Here is a 19,014-nt window from a genome sequence, read left to right as displayed (position 1 = left end):
AAATATGTTATGGTGCGCACGACCTACACTAAATCCTTGTAATAAGACCAGTTGCGATAAATGAAGTAACCATTGAGGATAGCAACTAGTAAAGCTGGCGCAATATTAGGCGGATCAAGCACTGCGTGAAAGAGCACAATATTTACCGAAATAGGTATAAGTGCTAGTAATGCCGCAGGAAATGCTTTTTTAGTAATAAATAGTACTCCGATAATCGCCTCAAGTCCTCCCACAAGTGGCCACATATAACCACTATCTGTAAATGCCTGAAAAAGATTTGCTGCGCCTACGTTATCACCAAATTCAAAATCTGGCATAAACCAGAAAAATTTATTGAGACCAAAGACAAGTAACATAAGTCCTAGGCCTATTCTTATAATTGTGTGTGCTAATTTCATTATGGTTGGTTTTATTGTTCCTAACCTTAGACGAAGTGAGCAGCACTTAATTACAAGACCTACTCTTTACCGTCTAGCAGCTCTTGAAATTTGATCTTATACCTAGAGAGATGCAAACCATCTATAAGACCGTGGTGTACGTACAAGGCAACAGGCATAGTGTAAACTCCTGGCTCCTTCTGAGTAATCTGGCCGTAAGAAATTTTTGGAACACTGTCTTTTGCTTTAAAGAGTCTTGAATGTGTGATTGCTGTAAAATCCATCCAAGGTATGGCAGAGCAATGCATCACATCATCTGTATTAATAGGCGGAAAAAGCTCATCTGACTCCTTTACACGCTCCACCTCACGCTCTACAGATTTTGTAAAAACCGTCATATCTGCATCGTAAGGAATGTAACTAAACCCAAACGTCTCATTGTCTCTCATAAGCGTAGCGCTCGCGCTTATAGTATCTAGCAAGACCACCTCTCCATTAGGTCTAATGCGGTATCTAAAGTTTTCTATAGCCATAGCCGCCTCAAGAGATTTATGCAGGTAGTACACAAAAAGTGAGATACCCTGCTCTTTTGCTCGTTGCTTTGCAAGTGTCATATCTACTTGCCAGGTGATCCCAAAGTAAGGCTCTTCAAATTGTGAGAAAAACTCAAAATGCTTCTTACGTTTCCAGGTGGTGATGTCTATTTTTTTCAATGCTTGAGGTATTTATCACAAATATAAAAAGTCCCTCGCGATGAGGGACTTTTTATACACTAAGATATGTTAAAGCTGGATTTACACTAGTCCGTTTGCTACTAGGTACTCACCTATTTGCACTGCATTTGTTGCTGCTCCCTTACGAAGGTTATCAGACACAATCCACATATTTACCGTATTCTCTTGTGAGTAATCACGACGTATACGACCTACAAAAACATCATTTTTACCCTCTGCATAAATAGGCATAGGGTACGTATTTGTATCTGGGTTGTCTTGTACAGTTACTCCAGAAGTTTCATTAAGAACCTTACGAATGTCCTTCTCTTCAAAAGGCGCACGCAGCTCTACATTTACAGATTCACTATGTCCTCCTACTACTGGAATACGTACTGCGGTAGCTGTAACAGCTATAGAGCGATCATCTAGTATTTTTTGAGTTTCGTTTACCAGTTTAAGTTCTTCCTTTGTGTATCCATTTTCTTCAAAAACATCACACGCTGGTATGGCGTTGCGGTGTATAGGGTATGGGTATGCCATCTCACCTTTTTCACCCGCATATTCATTTTCTAGTTGCTCTACTGCTTTTACTCCCGTACCAGTAATAGATTGATAAGTAGATATGACTAATCTCTTAATACCGTACTCTCTATGTAAAGGAGACATTGCTAGCACCATCTGTATGGTAGAGCAATTAGGGTTTGCAATAATCTTATCTTCTTTAGTTAGTGAGGTTGCGTTTATTTCTGGCACTACAAGCTTCTTTGTAGGGTCCATTCTCCAGGCAGAGCTGTTATCTATTACTGTTGTGCCTACCTCTGCAAACTTAGGAGCAAACTCCTTTGAGGTGTTTCCTCCAGCAGAGAAGATTGCTATTTGTGGCTTTGCTGCAATGGCATCTTCCATAGAGTGAATCGTGTACTCCTTGTCTTTATAAGTAACCTTTTTACCTACAGAGCGCTCTGAGGCTACAGGTATTAACTCTGTAATTGGGAAATCACGTTCTGCAAGAACTTTTAACATCACTTGGCCTACCATCCCGGTGGCTCCTACTACCGCTACTTTCATAGTATCGTTTTAAAGAGGTTGTTTTAAAAATGAGCTTCGCTTTCGCGAAAACTTTATAGAACGTCAAAGTTAGCACGCATTAACGATTTATAAGCCGTTGAAATCTTAAAAGTTAGTTAGATATATAACAATACATCAAACTTTGTTTTAATTGCATAAAAAAACCACCTTGTTAGATAAACAAGGTGGTTTAAGTTAGAATATAATAGTGTAGCGGTTGCTACGAGTAATTATTTCTTAAGAGAATCTCTGATCTCTTTTAATAAATCAATCTCAGATGGTCCTGGATCTGCTGGAGCTTCTTCTACAACAGGCTTCTTAGTTTTGTTGTAAGCTTTAACCATCATAAATAATACAAATCCTACAATGATTAAGTTTATGATTGCGTTGATCCACTTACCATACATAATTGCATTTTCTGGTGAAGTTACCGTTCCATCTGCTGCTACAACTGCTGCATCAAGTACCACTTTCATATCTGCAAAGTCAATACCACCTGCAAAGTGACCAATAATAGGCATCATTATATCTCCTACAAATCCGTTAATCACAAGTGCTATAGCTCCTGCTAAGATTACTGCGACAGCAAATTCAACAACGTTACCCGTCATTATAAAATTCTTAAATTCTTTTAACATTTTAGTTTGTTTTAAGGTTAATTTTTAAGCAAGGTAAGCAAAAAAAGTAAAGCCTAAAGAAACGTTAATTTTTTTGATGTTAAAAACACTAGTCTCGGAGAACGACACGTTTTACACGCTGACCAACCATTGTAAGTAATTCGTAAGAGATAGACTGCACTTCTTGAGCTAAAGCATCTGCACCTGTTTGTGTTCCAAAAATCTCTACATCATCTCCCTCCTTACAGGCAATGTTTGTAACGTTTACCATAATCATATCCATACAGACGTTCCCAACAAAAGGAGCTTTCTCTCCCGCAATTGTTACGTAACCCACGCCATTGCCGTAGGCTCTAGAAATACCATCTGCGTGACCTATAGGTATTGTAGCGGTTACCATCTTCTCTTTTGCCACAAGGGCTCTGTTATAACCTACACTATCACCTGGGTTGATAATATGTTTTTGTGAGATTACAGACTTAAGACGAGCAACTGGTTTTAAGTTTGCCGTCTCTTCTGGTGCATTACCATATCCGTATAATCCTATACCTGTGCGCACACAATCATAGTGAGCACTGGGATAATTAATAATCCCAGAAGTATTGGTCATATGCATAAATGGTGCATAACCTAATTGGGTCTTTATTTCTTGCGCTATTTCATCAAACTGGGCAATTTGATGTAAAGTAAAGTCGCGCTCATCAAGATCTTCACTAGCCGCTAGGTGTGAGAATAAGGATTTCACCTTTAGATGCTCGGATTTGAGTACGTTTTTGACAATCCAAGGTACATCTTCTGCTGTAAACCCTAACCTATTAAGACCTGTATTAAACTTAAGATGAATGGGATATGCGGTTTGCTTTTTTGCTTTCGCGAAAGCGGAAAACATTTCCAGCATTCTCCTGCTATAAATATTAGGCTCCAAACAGCGCTCTAGCAGCGTTTCAAAATTATCTGGTTGTGGGTGCAGTACTAAAATAGGAGTTGTAACTCCTGCATCTCTCAGCGCAACACCTTCTGAAACGTATGCCACCGCAAAGTAATCTACTTTGAGTTTTTCTAACTCTTGAGCAATCACTTGTGCATCGCTACCATATGCAAATGCCTTTACCACGGCCATCATTTTTACACCTGGCGTTACTTTACTGCGCATATATGCGTAGTTGTGTCTTAATGCACTGAGATCTATTTCTAAACGTGTTATAGCCATCTAGCTAGGGTCTTGAGGAGCCTCTTTTGAAGAAGGTGTTATCTCTTCTGGTTGATCTACATCCATCGTACGGAGACGGTCACGCAGCATTGCCTTATAATATGCAGCTCTAGATAACGGCTCATACTCTTCTGTCTCACCCAGCATCACAATATCTTGCCCCTGTGCTTTTCTATAACTGTATTGTGCTAGATTACCTGTGCGAGTACAAACTGCGTGTACCTTAGTCACATACTCTGCTGTTGCCATAAGGTTAGGCATAGGCCCAAAGGGGTTTCCTTTAAAATCCATATCAAGTCCAGCAACGATTACTCTTATGCCTCGGTTTGCAAGATCATTACAAACCTTTACAATCTCATCGTCAAAAAACTGTGCTTCATCTATACCTACCACATCACAATCATCTGCAAGAATAGGAATATTTGCTGCTGCTGGTACAGGTGTAGATCGTATCTCATTTGAGTCGTGAGAGACTACCATTTCTTCATCATAGCGCACGTCTACCGCAGGTTTGAAGATTTCTACTTTTTGTTTTGCAAACTGCGCGCGCTTGAGCCTACGGATGAGTTCTTCCGTTTTACCAGAGAACATCGACCCACAAATGACTTCTATCCAGCCAAATTGCTCTTTATGATTTACTGTATTTTCGAGAAACATTTTGTACTTTTCTACACCAAAACGAGTTTAATTTCGTTTTAACAATCCCATTGATTAGGAGTAGGTAAATGTATCAAAATTACGTCGAAACCGACTCCACATATCTCAAAGTTATGAAGAAATCCATCAAGGCAGACCTTGTAAGCCTAGCACACAAAATATTACAACTACGCGACACAGCAGATTATGCTAAGCTGGCAGCTACCTCTAGAGAACTACACGAAAAATTAACCGTACTAGCCTATGCAGAAAAGCTAGAAAAAACGGGTGTGCCTACTATAGGTCTCAAACAGGTAGAAGACAATCTTGAGACTATAGAGCAGGATGATACGAAAAAGCAAGACCTGTTTTCTCAACCTGAAGAAAATGAGCCCGCAAAAACTCCAGCGCAAATACTTGCCGAAAATCAAGCACGCTATGCAGAAGCAAAGGGAACAACAGATCACCACAGACCTGATGGAACAGAATACAATGATGAAGAACCGGTACACGAGCCAGTTATAGAAAAAATTAAAGATATGTGGCCCGAGATGGCACCAGAGGCGGCAGATATTGATAAGGTGATAGACTCCATCATCCCTCAAGAACCTGCTGTAGGTAAAAATGATAGCTTTACAATAGGCTCTGAGTATGGTCAAACCCCTGTATTTGAACCAAAAGAAACAACTACCGAGACCCCCAAAGAAGAAGAAAAACCTAAAAATCTTAATGATCGCTTAAAGACAGGACTTAAAATAGGTCTTAATGACAAACTCTCTTTTATAAAACACCTCTTTGCCGGAAGTACGTCTGACTATAACCGCGTGTTGAGCCAGCTAGAAACATTTGCTTCTGCTAGCGAGGCGAGAAACTTTATTACACAGATGGTAAAGCCAGACTACAATAACTGGGAAGGCAAAGAAGCACAAGAGGAGCGGTTTATGGAGGTAGTTGAAAGTCGATACGCGTAATTTATTCAAGACTGCTTTGTCTATCACTGTTTTAAATAAAAAATCTGCCTCCACTTTTGTGGAAAATGCAATTTTCAATAATAACTTTCTGCTGTTTCTTATATTAAAATTAAGAAAGACCAAAACTGACAGAATAATTGTTTCAGAAAATCATTTACAATTAATTATTTCTAATAAAACAATTTTAAAAAAAGATTTTGAGAGCATAAACTTCATAAGTTATGATGGACTAAAAGAGCAAATAATAGTTACGACTCAAAGTGGTGTTTTTAAAAAATCATTAAAAGTTTTTAGAATTACTTACGACGAAGGCAAAGAGCTTAAATCTCAGTTACTGAAATTCAATTCTAACCTTAATAATACCAACTTATGAAAACACAACGTATCATTTACTGGATTGCTACCATAGGTATTTGTGCCATTATGTTATACTCTGCACAAATGTATTTTAGAAATACGGCAATGGTAGAGGGTTTTTTTGAATCTTTAAACTACCCCACATACATTGTTATACCGCTAGCCATATTAAAAATTGCAGGTGTTGCGATGGTACTCTGGCGAGGTATTCCCTGGCTTACAGAGTGGGCATATGCTGGTATTTTTATAGATGTTGTACTCGCTGCGGCGGCACATTATAATGCAGACCAAGATATTACCCTCACACTTGTCGCAACGGTTCTCGTACTTACATCATATTTTTTTGGTAGAGAGGTACGACCTATGTATCGCTAGTTTTACAGCCACAAACTATCATTAATCACTAACTTTGCGGTATGTCAAAACTTTATCTCGTACCCACACCCATAGGTAATCTTGAAGATATGACCTTCCGTGCTATACGCATACTTAAGGAGGCAGATCTTATTCTTGCAGAAGATACACGCACTAGCGGCAAACTACTCAAGTACTATGAGATAGACACCCAGATGATGAGTCACCATATGCATAATGAGCACAAAACGGTAGATGCTATCGTAAAGCGCATTGCAGCCGGAGAGACCATAGCTTGTATAAGTGACGCAGGTACACCAGCAATTTCTGACCCTGGTTTTTTACTTACGCGTGCTTGTGTAGAGGCAGGTATAGAGGTAGACTGTTTACCAGGCGCAACGGCATTTGTACCTGCACTTGTAAATAGTGGCTTCCCTAACGATAAGTTTGTTTTTGAGGGTTTTCTCCCTGTAAAGAAAGGTCGCCAGACTCGTTTTCTTGCACTTAAAGAAGAGACACGCACGATGATTATTTATGAGTCGCCTCACAAACTAGTAAAGACCTTAGGCCACTTTGTAGAATATTTTGGAGAAGATAGACCTGTCTCAGTATCTAGAGAGATTACAAAACTACACGAAGAAACCGTGAGAGGTAACGCAGCAGAGGTGCTAGCACATTATACAAACAAACCTCCTAAGGGTGAGATTGTCATCATAGTAGGTGGTAAAAGCAAGTAGTTAAATGGTTTTTTTTACGCTTTCACGAAAGCGTAACCTTAAAAATTATAAGTCGCTGCAAGTATTAAATTTCTTCCCGCAGCAGCTATTCCAGAAGAATACGTACGGTATCGCTGGTCTGTAATATTCTCCAGATTTGCTGTAAAAGACCAACTATCTGAAAGTACATATCTACTCGCAATACTCAAGTCATACCAGCTAGGTGAGAAGGGATTACCATCTCCGTCTAGTGCATAAAGGTGTGAGTTACTTTGCTGGCTAGGAGCAAGCTCATCAAAATCAAACTTACCGCTATATGCCACAGAGGCATCAAGTGTCCACTTATCTTTTGCCCAGATTAAATGTCCATTTCCAAAGAGTGGTGCCACGTGTCTAAAAGGCACATAACTCCCATCTTCTTCTTGCTCTACTCCACTCGTGTAATTAAACTGGCTTGTGAGCTTTAAATGCTTTGTGAGGTTTGCATTTGCACCTATCTCTACACCATATACCTCTGCCTTAGACGCGTTTTGAATAGCTTGCACATTACTTGTCTCACCTTGATACTCTATCTCTGTAACACCATTAAGATTAAAATCACGGCGCACCAGCGCGTTCTCCAGCAGTGTATAATACCCGTTTACATCAAACTGTAGTACGTTAGAAAAATTAAGACTCACGCCCAGCTCTCCATTATAGGCATATTCAGATTTAAGATCAGGGTTAGGCACAACAACAGAACCCGGCTCGCTATCAAAAATTTTACCCACGTCATCTATATTAGGTGCTCTAAAAGCTGTACCTACATTTGCCTTAACACTTACTTTTTTTGACACCTCGTGAGTCACTCCAAAACTTCCAGTGAGATTACCCGTACTCAAGTCTGCGTTTTGAAAAGGAAATGCAAAAAACTCATTATTATCAGAAAAGTCTGCTGCTAGTAAGATATGATTATAACGTAATCCCGTTTGTAAATGTGTGTTATCAGAAAGCTCTATTTGTGCACTGGCATAAGCTGCTAGCGATTGCCAGGTAGAGCCATCTGGATATCTAGACGCTGTGTTTGTAATGTCACCCGTAGTAATGTCTGTTACTTGACCATCTGAGTGTACTTTGTTATGTATATACTCAAGGCCATAAAATATTTTGTTTCTCTTAGTCTTAAGCTTCTTAACAAAATCTAAACCTACAGATATTGCATCTACACTCTCATCTGTCTCAAAGAAGTCTGTCGCGTTAAAATCCCGGTCATTTCTACTTTCTTTAGAATTCTGGTAAGTAAAGGTACCTATCACTCTATCGTAGTACTGACCATTACCTTCTTTATTAACCTGGAGGTTAGTCATAAACCACTTTTGTGGACCATAAAACCACTCTGCCGATCTAAATTCGCCATCACGTTTTCTCGTTAATCTATCATAACGATCATAATCTGATGTGGCAGCATAAATCACCCCAAGGTTAAAATCCCACTTTTCATTAGGCGTATATCTCACTTTTTGCATTAGATTAAGTGAGTTAAAAGCAGAGCCTACTTGTACAAGTGGGTCATCATTTGTGACAGCTACATCTACCCCATCTATAGTCTGTACATATTCAGAACGCAGGTAATCATCTGGGCCGTGCTTCCCTTGTCGCTGGTTATCATAATCTGAGTAACTAGCACTTGTGAGGAAAGACCACTGCCTTTTACCCAGTGTGATATCAAAGTGACCAGTCTTCTCATTATTGGCCGTATTTACTCTGGCTACAGCTGTACCTGTTACCGTAAGGCTGTCTGAAAAAGATAGTTTGGGCTGTTTTGTATAAAAATTCATCACTCCACCTACAGCGTCACTACCATAAATTACCGAACCTGGACCTAATAAAACTTCTGTGCGGTTTATAATAAAAGGATCAATAGATATCACGTTTTGCACGTTTCCTCCTCTAAATATTGCCGTGTTAAATCTCACACCGTCTAATGTGATGAGTAGCCTATTTGTAGAGAATCCTCGTATGAGGGGACTACCTCCACCCTGCTGACTTTTTTGAACAAAAACAGACCCACTTGTCTCTAGTAAATCTGCCGCTGTTTGCGGGTTTGCCCTTATAATATCTTTTGAGGTGAGGCCTACTATTTTCTGAGGTACATTCTTTCGGCTTTGTGCAAATTTGCTTGCAGATAGCACAATTTCTGTAAGCTGGTTATCTTTTTGTTTGAGAAAAATTCGGTTAGAAAATGCTGCTACTTGTGCTTTTGTATACTGAGCGTCCTTATGTGCGACTTCTTGAAAATAAAGGGTTTCCGCTTTCGCGAAAGCGGTCACATCTGCCTTACCATCAAAATCTGTGAGTGCACTTTTACTCTTGTCATTATTAAAGATAGCAACCCCTATTATAGGCTCACGCGTGTCTACATCTAGTACTGTAATGACCTGCGAGTAAGAAGTAAAAGACAGCAGCAGAAATAGGGATAAAAGTATGCGCATTTAGCTAAAAATTGAGTTAAGCACCGCTAGTGAGCGAGGTTTCTTAAAACCTTGCAAATGTAACTCATAATACTGTAACAGTATATTGAGAAAGGAGGTGCGTTGTTTTTGGTTTAGTTTGATTTGTATAAGTGCATCAAAATTTATGCCTAAGAACCTTTTTAACAACTCAATTTCTTCTCCAGATCTACTATACAAGGTGCGCTCTGAAGACTCAAAATAACCATCTAGCAAATTAAAATATAGTTGATGTGCCTCACTATCATCTGGATAGAAGCCTAGATAACCGCTTAACTTCACTAAAAATAGTAGATGAAAATTTGCAATATCACTATGTAAATCTAGCCATAAGCTTGAGGCAACCAGAAACTCAAATAGCGAAGCATTTTCTTCTTCCTCTTGCACAGAAGATCGCAGCATATCTGATATAAAGAAAACGATAGCACTCTTTGCCACCTGCGTGTGCAGGCTCGTATAATGAGTGATGACTTTTGCTTCTCTTATACTCTCGAGGGTCCCCTTGTCTTTATGATTTGCTTCTATCTCAAGATGGGTGAGCGGCTGAAACATCGCTACACGTAGCTTTCCTTTTTTAGATTTAAGAATGTTTCTGAGTAGGTACGACTTGACACCGCTGCTTTTTGTAAAAGCCTTTACAATAAGATCTGCCTCACCATACTTGAGCGCAGAGAATACGATAGCTTCTGTTTTTACTAGCATTATCGTATGATCATTACTTTTTCTATGGTAGTCTCTTGCATTTCTTCTGGAGGGCCGGTAATGAGTAATAAGTATACCCCAGAAGCCACCTTATGACGGCCAAAGGCTGTTGTATCCCACTCTATGCTGCCACCTGTGGTATTTTCTTCATAAACGAGGTTACCTACTAGGTCTGTAATTTTTACATTAGTACGAGCGGTAAGTCCTTCTATACGCACGTTACCATTAAAGCCTGGTCTCACAGGGTTAGGATATATAAGTACATTCTCCAGATTATCTGCAGGAGCGGTAGAAGTACCATCAAAAGATACCATACCTCTTACGGTACCAAAGTAAACACTCCCCGTCTCTGGATCTATCGCAATAGATTGTACCGTGTTAGACGGCAGTGGTGAGTTATCTGTAGTGAAGTGAAAAATAGTTTCTTGACCATTAGGACTCACGTAAAACACACCAGAGTCTGCAGTGGCTAGCCACTTATTATTTGCTCCATCTACAATAATATCTGTTATCACTTGGTCATTAAGCAATTCTTGAGCTAGACCATCCTCTAAAAATATAATTGCATTTGCGCTTATCTGTGGGTTTTCAAAAATTTGTGATGGGCCAAATAGTACTCTAAGACCTAATCGTGTTCCAATCCATAAGGCCCCGTTTCTATCTATTGCTAGCGAGCGTATATCATCTATAGGTAAATTTGCTGCTCCATCTTCTCCCGCAATTCTTGCAAACTCATTAGTAGCGGGATTATAAGCAATCACACCTCTGGTATCTGTCCCAAAAAACACAACGCCATCAAGACCTATTGCAAGGGCATCAAGATTTGCATCACTTCCGGCTAGAATCTCCTCTGTGTTAAAAGAAGAAAATTGTCCTGCTGGACTTACCTTATGCAAGCCTAGGGGTGATCTTGCATTAGTCACCCAGAAATTACCCTCAGCATCAAACGCTCCTCCGTTTACACGTACATCATCTATAGTTGATGAAACAGGAGATAACGAACTATTATTTTCATCATATAAAATACTAGGCGTTGCATCTAGCACCTCAACTAAACCTCCATTAAAAGAACTTGCATACAGCTGTGTAGGGTCTAAGGGGTTTATAGCAACGTGCACAAAATTTGTCGCCCCAAAAAGATCTCCAGGGTTTATAAAACTCCACCCCAAACCCTCTTCATATCTACTTATTCCCTGTGTTTTGAGTGGGAAAGGATTGTACGAAACATCAAAATCTCCAAAAACAGACCACACGTTTCCAGCACTTGCTGCTACATCAAAATGTTCATTTTCTAGCGGACCATTAGGAAGTAGCCTTGCTACATCAGAAATATTATCAGTAGAAAATCGCGCCACACCAGAACCCAGTGTCCCAACAAAGATTTCTCCTTGAAGTGTTAATGTAGTAGTATATCTTGTTGTAAAACCTTCTATCGCACCATAGGTTTGAGCTAGATTTTGATTTTCATCATAGAGCAAGACGGTAGCGTTATATGTTACAGATAAGAAATCTTCATTAGGCCTAATGTCTATTACCGTCTCGGGGTATGATTCAAAAATGCTATAATCTACTCCATTTTGAGAGATAATAATCTGGTTGTCTTCTTGTAAGTAAAGGTCATCATTAAAACTTACAATCTCCTGGTAAGATCCAGTACGTATAGTCTCCCAGTTATTAAAATCTATAATATTATCATTTGCAACAAGCGCTCTACGTACACCCCCGTCTATAGATGCTGCATAGATGTATGGCTCTTGTATGGCTACACCACCTATATCTAGTAAGCCACCGCCATCACCTATAAAATAAGAATCGTCAAACTCTAACTGACTAAGCTCAAATAAGGAAATACCAAAACTAGAGGATATATAAACAAAGCCATTATACTCTTCAAAATGATTAATGCGCTTACGGTCTGGTGGGATAGCAGGTTTATTAAAAATATCTACCACAGTAAGAACATCTGTGCTATTTCCCACTACAACATCTATAACACCATTTTCATACCCTATAAAGAGTGTGTCAAAACCTTCACTATAATAAATAGCAGATATTACATTACCAGAAAGACCATTTACGGTGGTTCTAGTCTCTATAGACTCGTCAAGTGTATAATATATAAAAACAGCATTTTCTGAGGCCACGTATACTCTATCATTACCAGAGGTCATATCAGACACTCGGTTATATGAGTAATGTGCTGTCCAGTTTTCTGAAAAGTCTTGCGACATCACTGTAAATGATGTGAGAAGAATCAATAAGAAAAAACGCGTCTTCACTACCGGTAACTGTTTATTTGTATAAAACGATCAAATGTACAATTATTGCTTTGAGCACAGAAATGGAGCGAGGTAATGCATAAGATAGTTAGGTATTCTGATTACGCTTTCGCGAAAGCGTAATACAACCCATAAAAAAATCAGACAGCCTGAGCTGTCTGATTGTAATATTATATTATGTGTGTGACTTACTATACCACTCCTTGAGCTAGCATAGCATCTGCCACCTTTACAAATCCGGCAACGTTTGCTCCTTTTACGTAGTCTACATAACCATCTTCATCTTTTCCGTACTCTACACACGCTTCGTGTATGTCTAGCATAATCTTGTGAAGTTTTTGATCTACCTCTTCTGCAGTCCAGTTAAAACGCAAACTGTTTTGAGACATTTCTAGTCCAGATGTCGCAACACCTCCTGCGTTTGATGCTTTTCCAGGTGAGAAAAGAATTTTTGCATTATGGAAAACTTCTATAGCTTCTGGCGTACAAGGCATATTTGCACCTTCAGCAACGCATATACATCCGTTATCTACCAGTGTTTTTGCCTCATCTCCATTAAGTTCATTTTGTGTAGCACAAGGAAGTGCAACATCTACCTTAGTAGACCAAGGTCTTTGTCCCTCGTGGTACTCTGCGCTTGTGTATGTATCTACATACTCGCTTATACGACCACGTTTTACATTTTTAAGATCCATAATAAACGCAAGCTTATCTGCATCTATACCATCTTTATCATAAATGTAACCTCCAGAGTCTGACATAGTCACTACTTTACCACCTAGTTGAGTAACTTTCTCTGTAGCATATTGAGCAACGTTTCCAGATCCAGAAACTGCTACTGCTTTACCTTCAAAAGTTTCACCTTTAGTCTTAAGCATACTTTGTGCAAAGTATACATCACCATAACCGGTAGCTTCTGGACGCATTAAAGAACCTCCATAAGTAAGTCCTTTACCTGTAAGTACTCCTGTAAACTCATTACGAAGTCTTTTGTACTGTCCAAACATATAGCCTATCTCACGACCGCCTACTCCTATATCTCCAGCAGGTACGTCTGTATTAGGGCCTATGTGACGAGCTAGCTCGCTCATAAAGCTCTGGCAAAAACGCATTACCTCTGCATCTGACTTCCCTTTTGGGTTAAAGTCAGATCCTCCTTTACCACCACCCATAGGTAATGTAGTAAGGCTGTTTTTAAACACTTGCTCAAACCCTAAAAACTTAAGGATACTCAAGTTTACAGAAGGGTGAAAACGAAGTCCTCCTTTATACGGGCCTATAGCGCTGTTAAACTCTACACGATATCCTCTATTTACTTGAATCTCTCCAGAGTCATCTGTCCAAGGCACTCTAAACATAATAGTGCGCTCTGGCTCAACCATACGCTCTAAGAGTTTCTTACCCTGGTACTTTGGATTTTTTTCTATAAAAGGAATTACAGTTTCTGCCACTTCGTGGACTGCCTGCATAAATTCTGGTTCATTTGGGTTGCTCTGAGCAACATAATCGACAAATTTTTTAATGCTGTCTGACATAAAAGGTATCTATTATGACAATGCTTTAAACATTGTTCTGTTAGAGCTACAAATATACATTATCCTTGATTTTTAGCGTATTTTTTTTAGAATATCGTAATTAAATATATACGCTTGTAAGATTATACTTACTACAAATATCAATTTAACTAAAAAAACTCGATGTTTGACATATTTTTATATATTTGCTCAACTAATTACCTACTTATGAGAGCCAAGTACCTACTGCTGGCATTATTATTAATGGTGATCACACAGCAGAGCTTAAATGCTCAGTTTGGGTTTTCACACGAGCTTGGCGTTATAGCCGGTCCAGTTGCGTTTCAATCTGACTATGGTGAGCGCAGTAATGTGGAGACCAATCTTGGTAATGTGGGCTTTGGCGTGGGGATAGTGCACTACCTAAACTTTGCTTACCAAGCAGACTGTAACTGTTACTCAAAGTACACCTACTTTAATGATCATTTTAAAGTAAGAAATGAGATAGACTTCCATATAACAAACTTAGACAACTTTGGCCCAGAGGCGAGTGATAACGATTTTGGAGGTATGCGACTACGTGCACATACAGGTAGAACTCAAGTACTAGAGATAGGCTCACAACTAGAATACTTCCCTATGAGCATACGTGACTTCTCTGCAGGAGCCTATAAGTTTGCTCCATATGTAAGTGTAGGAGCTCACTTTGTTTCCTTTAATCCTAGTGCTACAACTTCACTACGCGAGGATGGTAATATATTTGGACAAGTACTCAATCCTTTTACATCAGACCCTACAGATACAGGTCCTGCTATTATAGAAGGTTTTAATGTAGGTGAAGGGCAAATGGGCACAGGTATAGATACCCGTGTGGGTGATACTTGGGCAATCACTTGGAGTGTAGGTACTCGTTATAAACTAGGTATATTAAGTGATCTTAATATAGATTTGAGATGGCACTACTACACATCAAACTGGGTAGATGGACTTAATCCAGACCCAAGACCTGTAAACAGAGTAAACGACTGGATATTCTGGATGAATGTAGGGTATATCTATTACCTAGATTAAAATGCTAATAAGGTGGAGAGTTACGCTTTCGCGAAAGCGGAATACTACCCAAGAGCCTGCTCAAGATCTTCTATTAAATCATCTACATCTTCTATCCCCACACTTAGTCGTATTAAAGAATCTGTTAAGCCTATTTTAAGCCTATCTTCTTTAGGTATTGCAGCGTGCGTCATTGTGGCTGGGTGACCGGCTAGACTCTCAACCCCTCCAAGACTTTCGGCTAGGGTAAAGATTTTTAAATTTTTTATAACCTTAAGTGCATCTTCTGTGCTATCTCCATAGGTAGAAAATGATAACATCCCTCCAAAATCTTTCATTTGTCTCGTAGCAATATGATGGCTAGGGTGGTCTTCAAAACCTGGCCAGTAAACGTTTTCAACTTTAGAATGATTTTTAAGATAATGGGCAATTGCACGCCCGTTTTGACAATGTCTCTCCATACGAACGTGCAGCGTTTTAATACCGCGCAGCGCAAGAAACGCATCTTGAGGACCACATATTGCTCCAGATGCATTTTGTATAAAGTAAAGCTTTTCCGCTAGCGTCTTTTCATTTACAATGAGCGCTCCCATTACTAGATCACTGTGACCTCCTATATATTTTGTAGCACTATGCATCACAATATGCGCCCCCAGATCCAGAGGAGTCTGAAGGTAAGGTGTCGCAAAGGTATTATCTACAGCAAGGAGTATGTTGTTTTGATTTGCAAGTTTGGCAACGGCTTGTATGTCAAAAATATTCATCATCGGGTTTGTGGGAGACTCCATCCAGATCATCTTTGTATTATTTGTAATTTGAGTTTTGATATTTTGAATATCACTCATATCTACAAAATGAAAAACGACACCATATCCCTCAAATATTCTAGTAAATAAGCGAAAAGAACCGCCATAAATATCATTTGTAGTGATAACCTCGTCACCTGGTTTAAGTAGTTTCATTACCGCATCTATCGCAGCCATACCAGAGGCAAATGCCATACCAAATGCTCCATTTTCTATACTTGCAAGAGATTGCTCAAGTGCGTGACGTGTAGGGTTTGCAGATCTGCTGTAGGCATATCCCTTATGATTACCTGGTGACTCTTGAGCATAAGTAGAGGTTTGGTAAATGGGTGGCATAACAGATCCATAAGCTGCATCTGGCTGCTGGTTACCGTGTATCGTTTTCGTGTTAAATTTCATAAGTAGATTTTTGCACCTTGCAAAGCTACTTAACTATAGTAAAAAACAACCCTGCTGAGCGCTTCGAAAAATTATTAAATACCTAATGATTTAACATACTAACGTTTGTTAATTTGTTTTTGTAGGTTTTTGTCTACAAATAAGTCTAAGAATAATGCTCTTTAACGAAAAAAGACAAATTTCTACTCCCATAAAATATTCTGGCTAATTAAATAACTTATATTTAACACATTAGTAACCTTAAACAATTTTAGTATGAAAAAAATTACTCTTTTTATTGCCTCTATGGTATTTGCAACAACGAGCTATGCTCAAATCCAAACAGAGGATTTTGAAGGTGATACGTTACCTGACGGATGGACATCAAACATTATAGGTGGTACTGCAGAATGGGCTTTTGGTAGTCCAGCTATGCCTACAGGAGATCCTTTTACTTCAAATGCAGCTATTTTTGATGATGATGGTGCAGGTAGTGCGAGTGTAGGGGGTGGAGAACTTATTTCTCCTGCCATAGACTTAACAGAATATGCAGATGCATCTGTTACTTATGAGTATTCTTTACAAGACTTTATAGGCGATGGTTTTCTTAAAGTAGATGTTTGGGATGGAGCAGAGTGGCAAGAAATTGCATTATATGATGATGCGGATATCGCACCTACAATGGAGTCTGCAATAGATGTTACTTCATTTATAAACGATGCTTTTCAAGTAAGATTTACATATGATGACGAAGGGGCTTGGGCCTGGGGAGCAGGTGTAGATACCTTTTCTATAGATGGAACACTATCTACAGAATCAAATACTATAAACGGATTCTCAATGTTTCCAAACCCTGCGGCTGACGTTTTAAATGTAACAGCAGCTTCTACAATCTCTAGTGTTAAAGTAATGAACTTACTAGGTCAAGTAGTAGTAAACCAAAGAATTGATGCTCTTTCTGACGCTATAAACGTATCAGATTTAAAATCTGGCGCTTACTTAGTACAAGTAACTGCAGAAGGTCAAACAGGAACTTACAAGTTTATCAAGCAATAAGCTTTATAAGCTTTATAAGCTAAAAATTTTTAAAAGGCTACTCATATATATGAGTAGCCTTTTTTTATTGGAGCCTTAACCCTACTTTTATCTAATGAAAAAACATCTGGCTCCCCTGCTGCTTATTATTCTTTTTATCACCACTGTAAGTTGTGAGAAAGAAATTGTTTATGAAACAAACAGCACTCACTATACAACTAGTGATATAAACATATGCGCCGCGCAACCCTGTCCAGATATAGATATTGAGATTATTACTTTCTCTTCACCAGAGACAGTAAAAGACATTGCAAATAAGTGGATTCTTGATAAGACAACTTCCACTTTGTATAATGCTTCTAAAGTGCCAGACCTTAGCATAACAGATGCTATAGACTTATATATTAATGAGTCTCAAATTTCATACCCCGAAACTACTGAGCTCTCTGATGCTCACGAAATTCAAATAGAAACAGCCCTCTCATATGGGACTAATAATTTACTCTCTATTGTGCACTATACCTATCAATTTTCTGGTGGCGCAAGTGGGTATGACACAGCAAACTACCTCAACCTAAATCCACAAAACGGAGAGCTATTATCTAAAGAAGCACTATTTACAGAAGATTTTTACGCTTTCGCGAAAGCGTACTTCACAAAAGAATACCCGCAGCAAGAGCATTTATTTAATGTACTTACATTTAATGAAAACCTACAAGAAATAGGATTTACCGAAGACGGTGTTATTCTTAATTATGCAGAGGTAGACGCATTATATTCGGAAAATATGGTGGTTACTATACCTTGGAACGAAGCGGAAAGTTATCTTACTTTTTAAGAAGTTTTGACAACTGTATAACGCACCCTAAGTGTAAGCCTTCGTGATAATTATTAAATTCCAGAGCTTCTGCGACGTTAGTAAGTGTACCGCCCGTAGTAGATAATGTGTATTCTTTAAAGTCTTTAAAAAGTCCAGCTTCATAATCTTCTTGTAACTCTGCTAGTGTTGTAAACAAGAGTGTATGCATTTGTGCCACCTCTTCTTGAGTAACTAGCCCTTCTGGCTTTGTACCTTTTCTATAGCGATCTATAAATGCCATATCAAGCCTAGGTTTAAGCCCAGACAGTCCGTATGTAAGAAGTTGCTGTGTGGCGATGCTATGACCTATATTCCATATAATGTTATTATTAAAACCTTCTGGAATCGTGTTGAGCTCCTCTGTAGTATGACTTTTTATAAAGCGTTCTAAGAGTTGTCTACTTTTAAGACAGATATCAAAAGTATAGATCATATTGTGTAATTTTTGTCTAAAAATAATTCATTTTAGATAAGTTAGATGGTAATTTTGTAAAGTAATTTAATAAGTCACCATATTTTGAAAAAAATCATACACTTAGCTACTTGCAATACTTGCCAGCGCATTATTTCTGAAATAAACCCGTCTAGTGATGTTATATTACAAGACATTAAAACCGAACCTCTTACAGAAGAGCAAGTTGTGGCTATGAAAGAAATGAGCGGTAGTTATGAGTCGCTTTTTAGTAAACGAGCGCAACTCTACCGTAAACGTGGTCTTAACGAGCAATCTCTCTCTGAAGAAGATTTTAAAAACCTTATACTTGAACACTACACTTTTTTAAAGCGCCCGGTTATGATTGTAGACAATCAAATATTTGTAGGTAATAGCAAGAAGGTTGTTGCTGCTGCTGTTGAGGCATTTTCAAAAGCATAGTTTATT

20 protein-coding genes are annotated in these 19,014 nt (G+C 38.8%); 8 read left to right on the top strand and 12 right to left on the bottom strand.

Annotation, left to right across the window (positions count from 1 at the left end):
* Positions 1-23: 23 nt before the first annotated feature.
* From Q0948_RS06410 to Q0948_RS06385, 6 genes are all read right to left on the bottom strand, one after another.
* Positions 24-398, bottom strand: coding sequence for a DoxX family membrane protein (locus Q0948_RS06410; RefSeq protein WP_052084213.1), 375 nt, complete (start codon positions 396-398; stop codon positions 24-26).
* A gap of 59 nt (positions 399-457) precedes the next feature.
* Positions 458-1,090, bottom strand: a complete 633-nt coding sequence (locus Q0948_RS06405) for a CatA-like O-acetyltransferase (protein WP_035335287.1) — start codon at positions 1,088-1,090, stop codon at positions 458-460.
* Between the two features lie 81 nt (positions 1,091-1,171).
* Positions 1,172-2,161 carry an aspartate-semialdehyde dehydrogenase gene (locus Q0948_RS06400; protein ID WP_035335284.1) on the bottom strand — a complete coding sequence of 330 codons (990 nt, stop codon included), beginning with the start codon at positions 2,159-2,161 and terminating at the stop codon, positions 1,172-1,174.
* Positions 2,162-2,391: 230 nt separating this feature from the next.
* Positions 2,392-2,799 carry a large conductance mechanosensitive channel protein MscL gene (gene mscL / locus Q0948_RS06395; RefSeq protein WP_298350029.1) on the bottom strand — a complete coding sequence of 136 codons (408 nt, stop codon included), beginning with the start codon at positions 2,797-2,799 and terminating at the stop codon, positions 2,392-2,394.
* An 88-nt stretch (positions 2,800-2,887) separates the two neighbouring features.
* Positions 2,888-3,988: an alanine racemase gene (gene alr / locus Q0948_RS06390; protein ID WP_298350026.1), complete on the bottom strand. Its 1,101-nt coding sequence runs from the start codon at positions 3,986-3,988 to the stop codon at positions 2,888-2,890.
* On the bottom strand, positions 3,989-4,645 hold the full coding sequence (locus Q0948_RS06385; protein WP_038598409.1) for a thymidine kinase: 657 nt from the start codon (positions 4,643-4,645) through the stop codon (positions 3,989-3,991).
* 113 nt (positions 4,646-4,758) lie between these two features.
* On the opposite strand from Q0948_RS06385, the gene Q0948_RS06380 reads away from it, so the two are divergent.
* The 4 genes from Q0948_RS06380 to rsmI are packed head-to-tail and all read left to right on the top strand — an operon-like array spanning position 4,759 to position 7,043.
* Positions 4,759-5,595 carry a hypothetical protein gene (locus Q0948_RS06380; protein ID WP_298350023.1) on the top strand — a complete coding sequence of 279 codons (837 nt, stop codon included), beginning with the start codon at positions 4,759-4,761 and terminating at the stop codon, positions 5,593-5,595.
* Positions 5,596-5,611: 16 nt separating this feature from the next.
* Positions 5,612-5,968, top strand: coding sequence for a hypothetical protein (locus Q0948_RS06375; RefSeq protein ID WP_298350021.1), 357 nt, complete (start codon positions 5,612-5,614; stop codon positions 5,966-5,968).
* Positions 5,965-6,327 carry a DoxX family protein gene (locus tag Q0948_RS06370; RefSeq protein ID WP_298350019.1) on the top strand — a complete coding sequence of 121 codons (363 nt, stop codon included), beginning with the start codon at positions 5,965-5,967 and terminating at the stop codon, positions 6,325-6,327. The genes Q0948_RS06375 and Q0948_RS06370 overlap by 4 nt, the downstream gene beginning before the upstream one ends.
* Positions 6,328-6,368: 41 nt before the next feature.
* Positions 6,369-7,043, top strand: a complete 675-nt coding sequence (rsmI, locus tag Q0948_RS06365; protein ID WP_298350017.1) for a 16S rRNA (cytidine(1402)-2'-O)-methyltransferase — start codon at positions 6,369-6,371, stop codon at positions 7,041-7,043.
* 38 nt (positions 7,044-7,081) lie between these two features.
* Here the strand turns inward: rsmI and Q0948_RS06360 are convergent, their stop codons facing one another.
* From Q0948_RS06360 to gdhA, 4 genes are all read right to left on the bottom strand, one after another.
* Positions 7,082-9,493 (bottom strand): TonB-dependent receptor, encoded by a 2,412-nt coding sequence (locus tag Q0948_RS06360; protein ID WP_298350015.1) that lies wholly within the window; start codon positions 9,491-9,493, stop codon positions 7,082-7,084.
* Positions 9,494-10,213 (bottom strand): DNA repair protein RecO, encoded by a 720-nt coding sequence (gene recO / locus Q0948_RS06355; protein WP_298350013.1) that lies wholly within the window; start codon positions 10,211-10,213, stop codon positions 9,494-9,496.
* Positions 10,213-12,492 carry a two-component regulator propeller domain-containing protein gene (locus Q0948_RS06350; RefSeq protein ID WP_298350011.1) on the bottom strand — a complete coding sequence of 760 codons (2,280 nt, stop codon included), beginning with the start codon at positions 12,490-12,492 and terminating at the stop codon, positions 10,213-10,215. The genes recO and Q0948_RS06350 overlap by 1 nt, the downstream gene beginning before the upstream one ends.
* A gap of 191 nt (positions 12,493-12,683) precedes the next feature.
* Entirely contained in the window at positions 12,684-14,027 is a 1,344-nt protein-coding gene (gene gdhA, locus Q0948_RS06345; RefSeq protein ID WP_035326496.1) for an NADP-specific glutamate dehydrogenase, read from the bottom strand.
* A gap of 207 nt (positions 14,028-14,234) precedes the next feature.
* Between gdhA and Q0948_RS06340 the strand changes: the two genes are divergently transcribed.
* Positions 14,235-15,077: a glutamate dehydrogenase gene (locus tag Q0948_RS06340; protein ID WP_298350008.1), complete on the top strand. Its 843-nt coding sequence runs from the start codon at positions 14,235-14,237 to the stop codon at positions 15,075-15,077.
* 44 nt (positions 15,078-15,121) lie between these two features.
* Here the strand turns inward: Q0948_RS06340 and Q0948_RS06335 are convergent, their stop codons facing one another.
* Complete coding sequence (locus Q0948_RS06335; RefSeq protein WP_298350007.1) at positions 15,122-16,261, bottom strand: cystathionine gamma-synthase; 1,140 nt, start codon at positions 16,259-16,261, stop codon at positions 15,122-15,124.
* Positions 16,262-16,516: 255 nt separating this feature from the next.
* Here Q0948_RS06335 and Q0948_RS06330 point away from each other — a divergent pair, with 255 nt between their 5' ends.
* Both Q0948_RS06330 and Q0948_RS06325 read left to right on the top strand, forming a co-directional pair.
* Complete coding sequence (locus tag Q0948_RS06330) at positions 16,517-17,296, top strand: T9SS type A sorting domain-containing protein (RefSeq protein WP_298350005.1); 780 nt, start codon at positions 16,517-16,519, stop codon at positions 17,294-17,296.
* A 94-nt stretch (positions 17,297-17,390) separates the two neighbouring features.
* Positions 17,391-18,113 (top strand): hypothetical protein, encoded by a 723-nt coding sequence (locus Q0948_RS06325; RefSeq protein WP_298350003.1) that lies wholly within the window; start codon positions 17,391-17,393, stop codon positions 18,111-18,113.
* Here the strand turns inward: Q0948_RS06325 and Q0948_RS06320 are convergent.
* Entirely contained in the window at positions 18,103-18,567 is a 465-nt protein-coding gene (locus Q0948_RS06320; protein WP_298350001.1) for a DinB family protein, read from the bottom strand. The two genes, Q0948_RS06325 and Q0948_RS06320, sit on opposite strands and share 11 nt — an antisense overlap.
* Before the next feature lie 84 nt (positions 18,568-18,651).
* Here Q0948_RS06320 and Q0948_RS06315 point away from each other — a divergent pair, with 84 nt between their 5' ends.
* Positions 18,652-19,008, top strand: a complete 357-nt coding sequence (locus Q0948_RS06315) for an ArsC/Spx/MgsR family protein (RefSeq protein ID WP_298349999.1) — start codon at positions 18,652-18,654, stop codon at positions 19,006-19,008.
* The last annotated feature ends 6 nt before the right edge of the window (positions 19,009-19,014 follow it).

Origin of the sequence: uncultured Dokdonia sp. (genome assembly GCF_947496725.1) — a bacterium.
In the GTDB taxonomy this organism is placed as follows: Bacteria; Bacteroidota; Bacteroidia; order Flavobacteriales; family Flavobacteriaceae; genus Dokdonia.
Note: the sequence above shows the minus strand (reverse complement) of the source record. Positions and strands in the feature narration are given on the sequence as shown.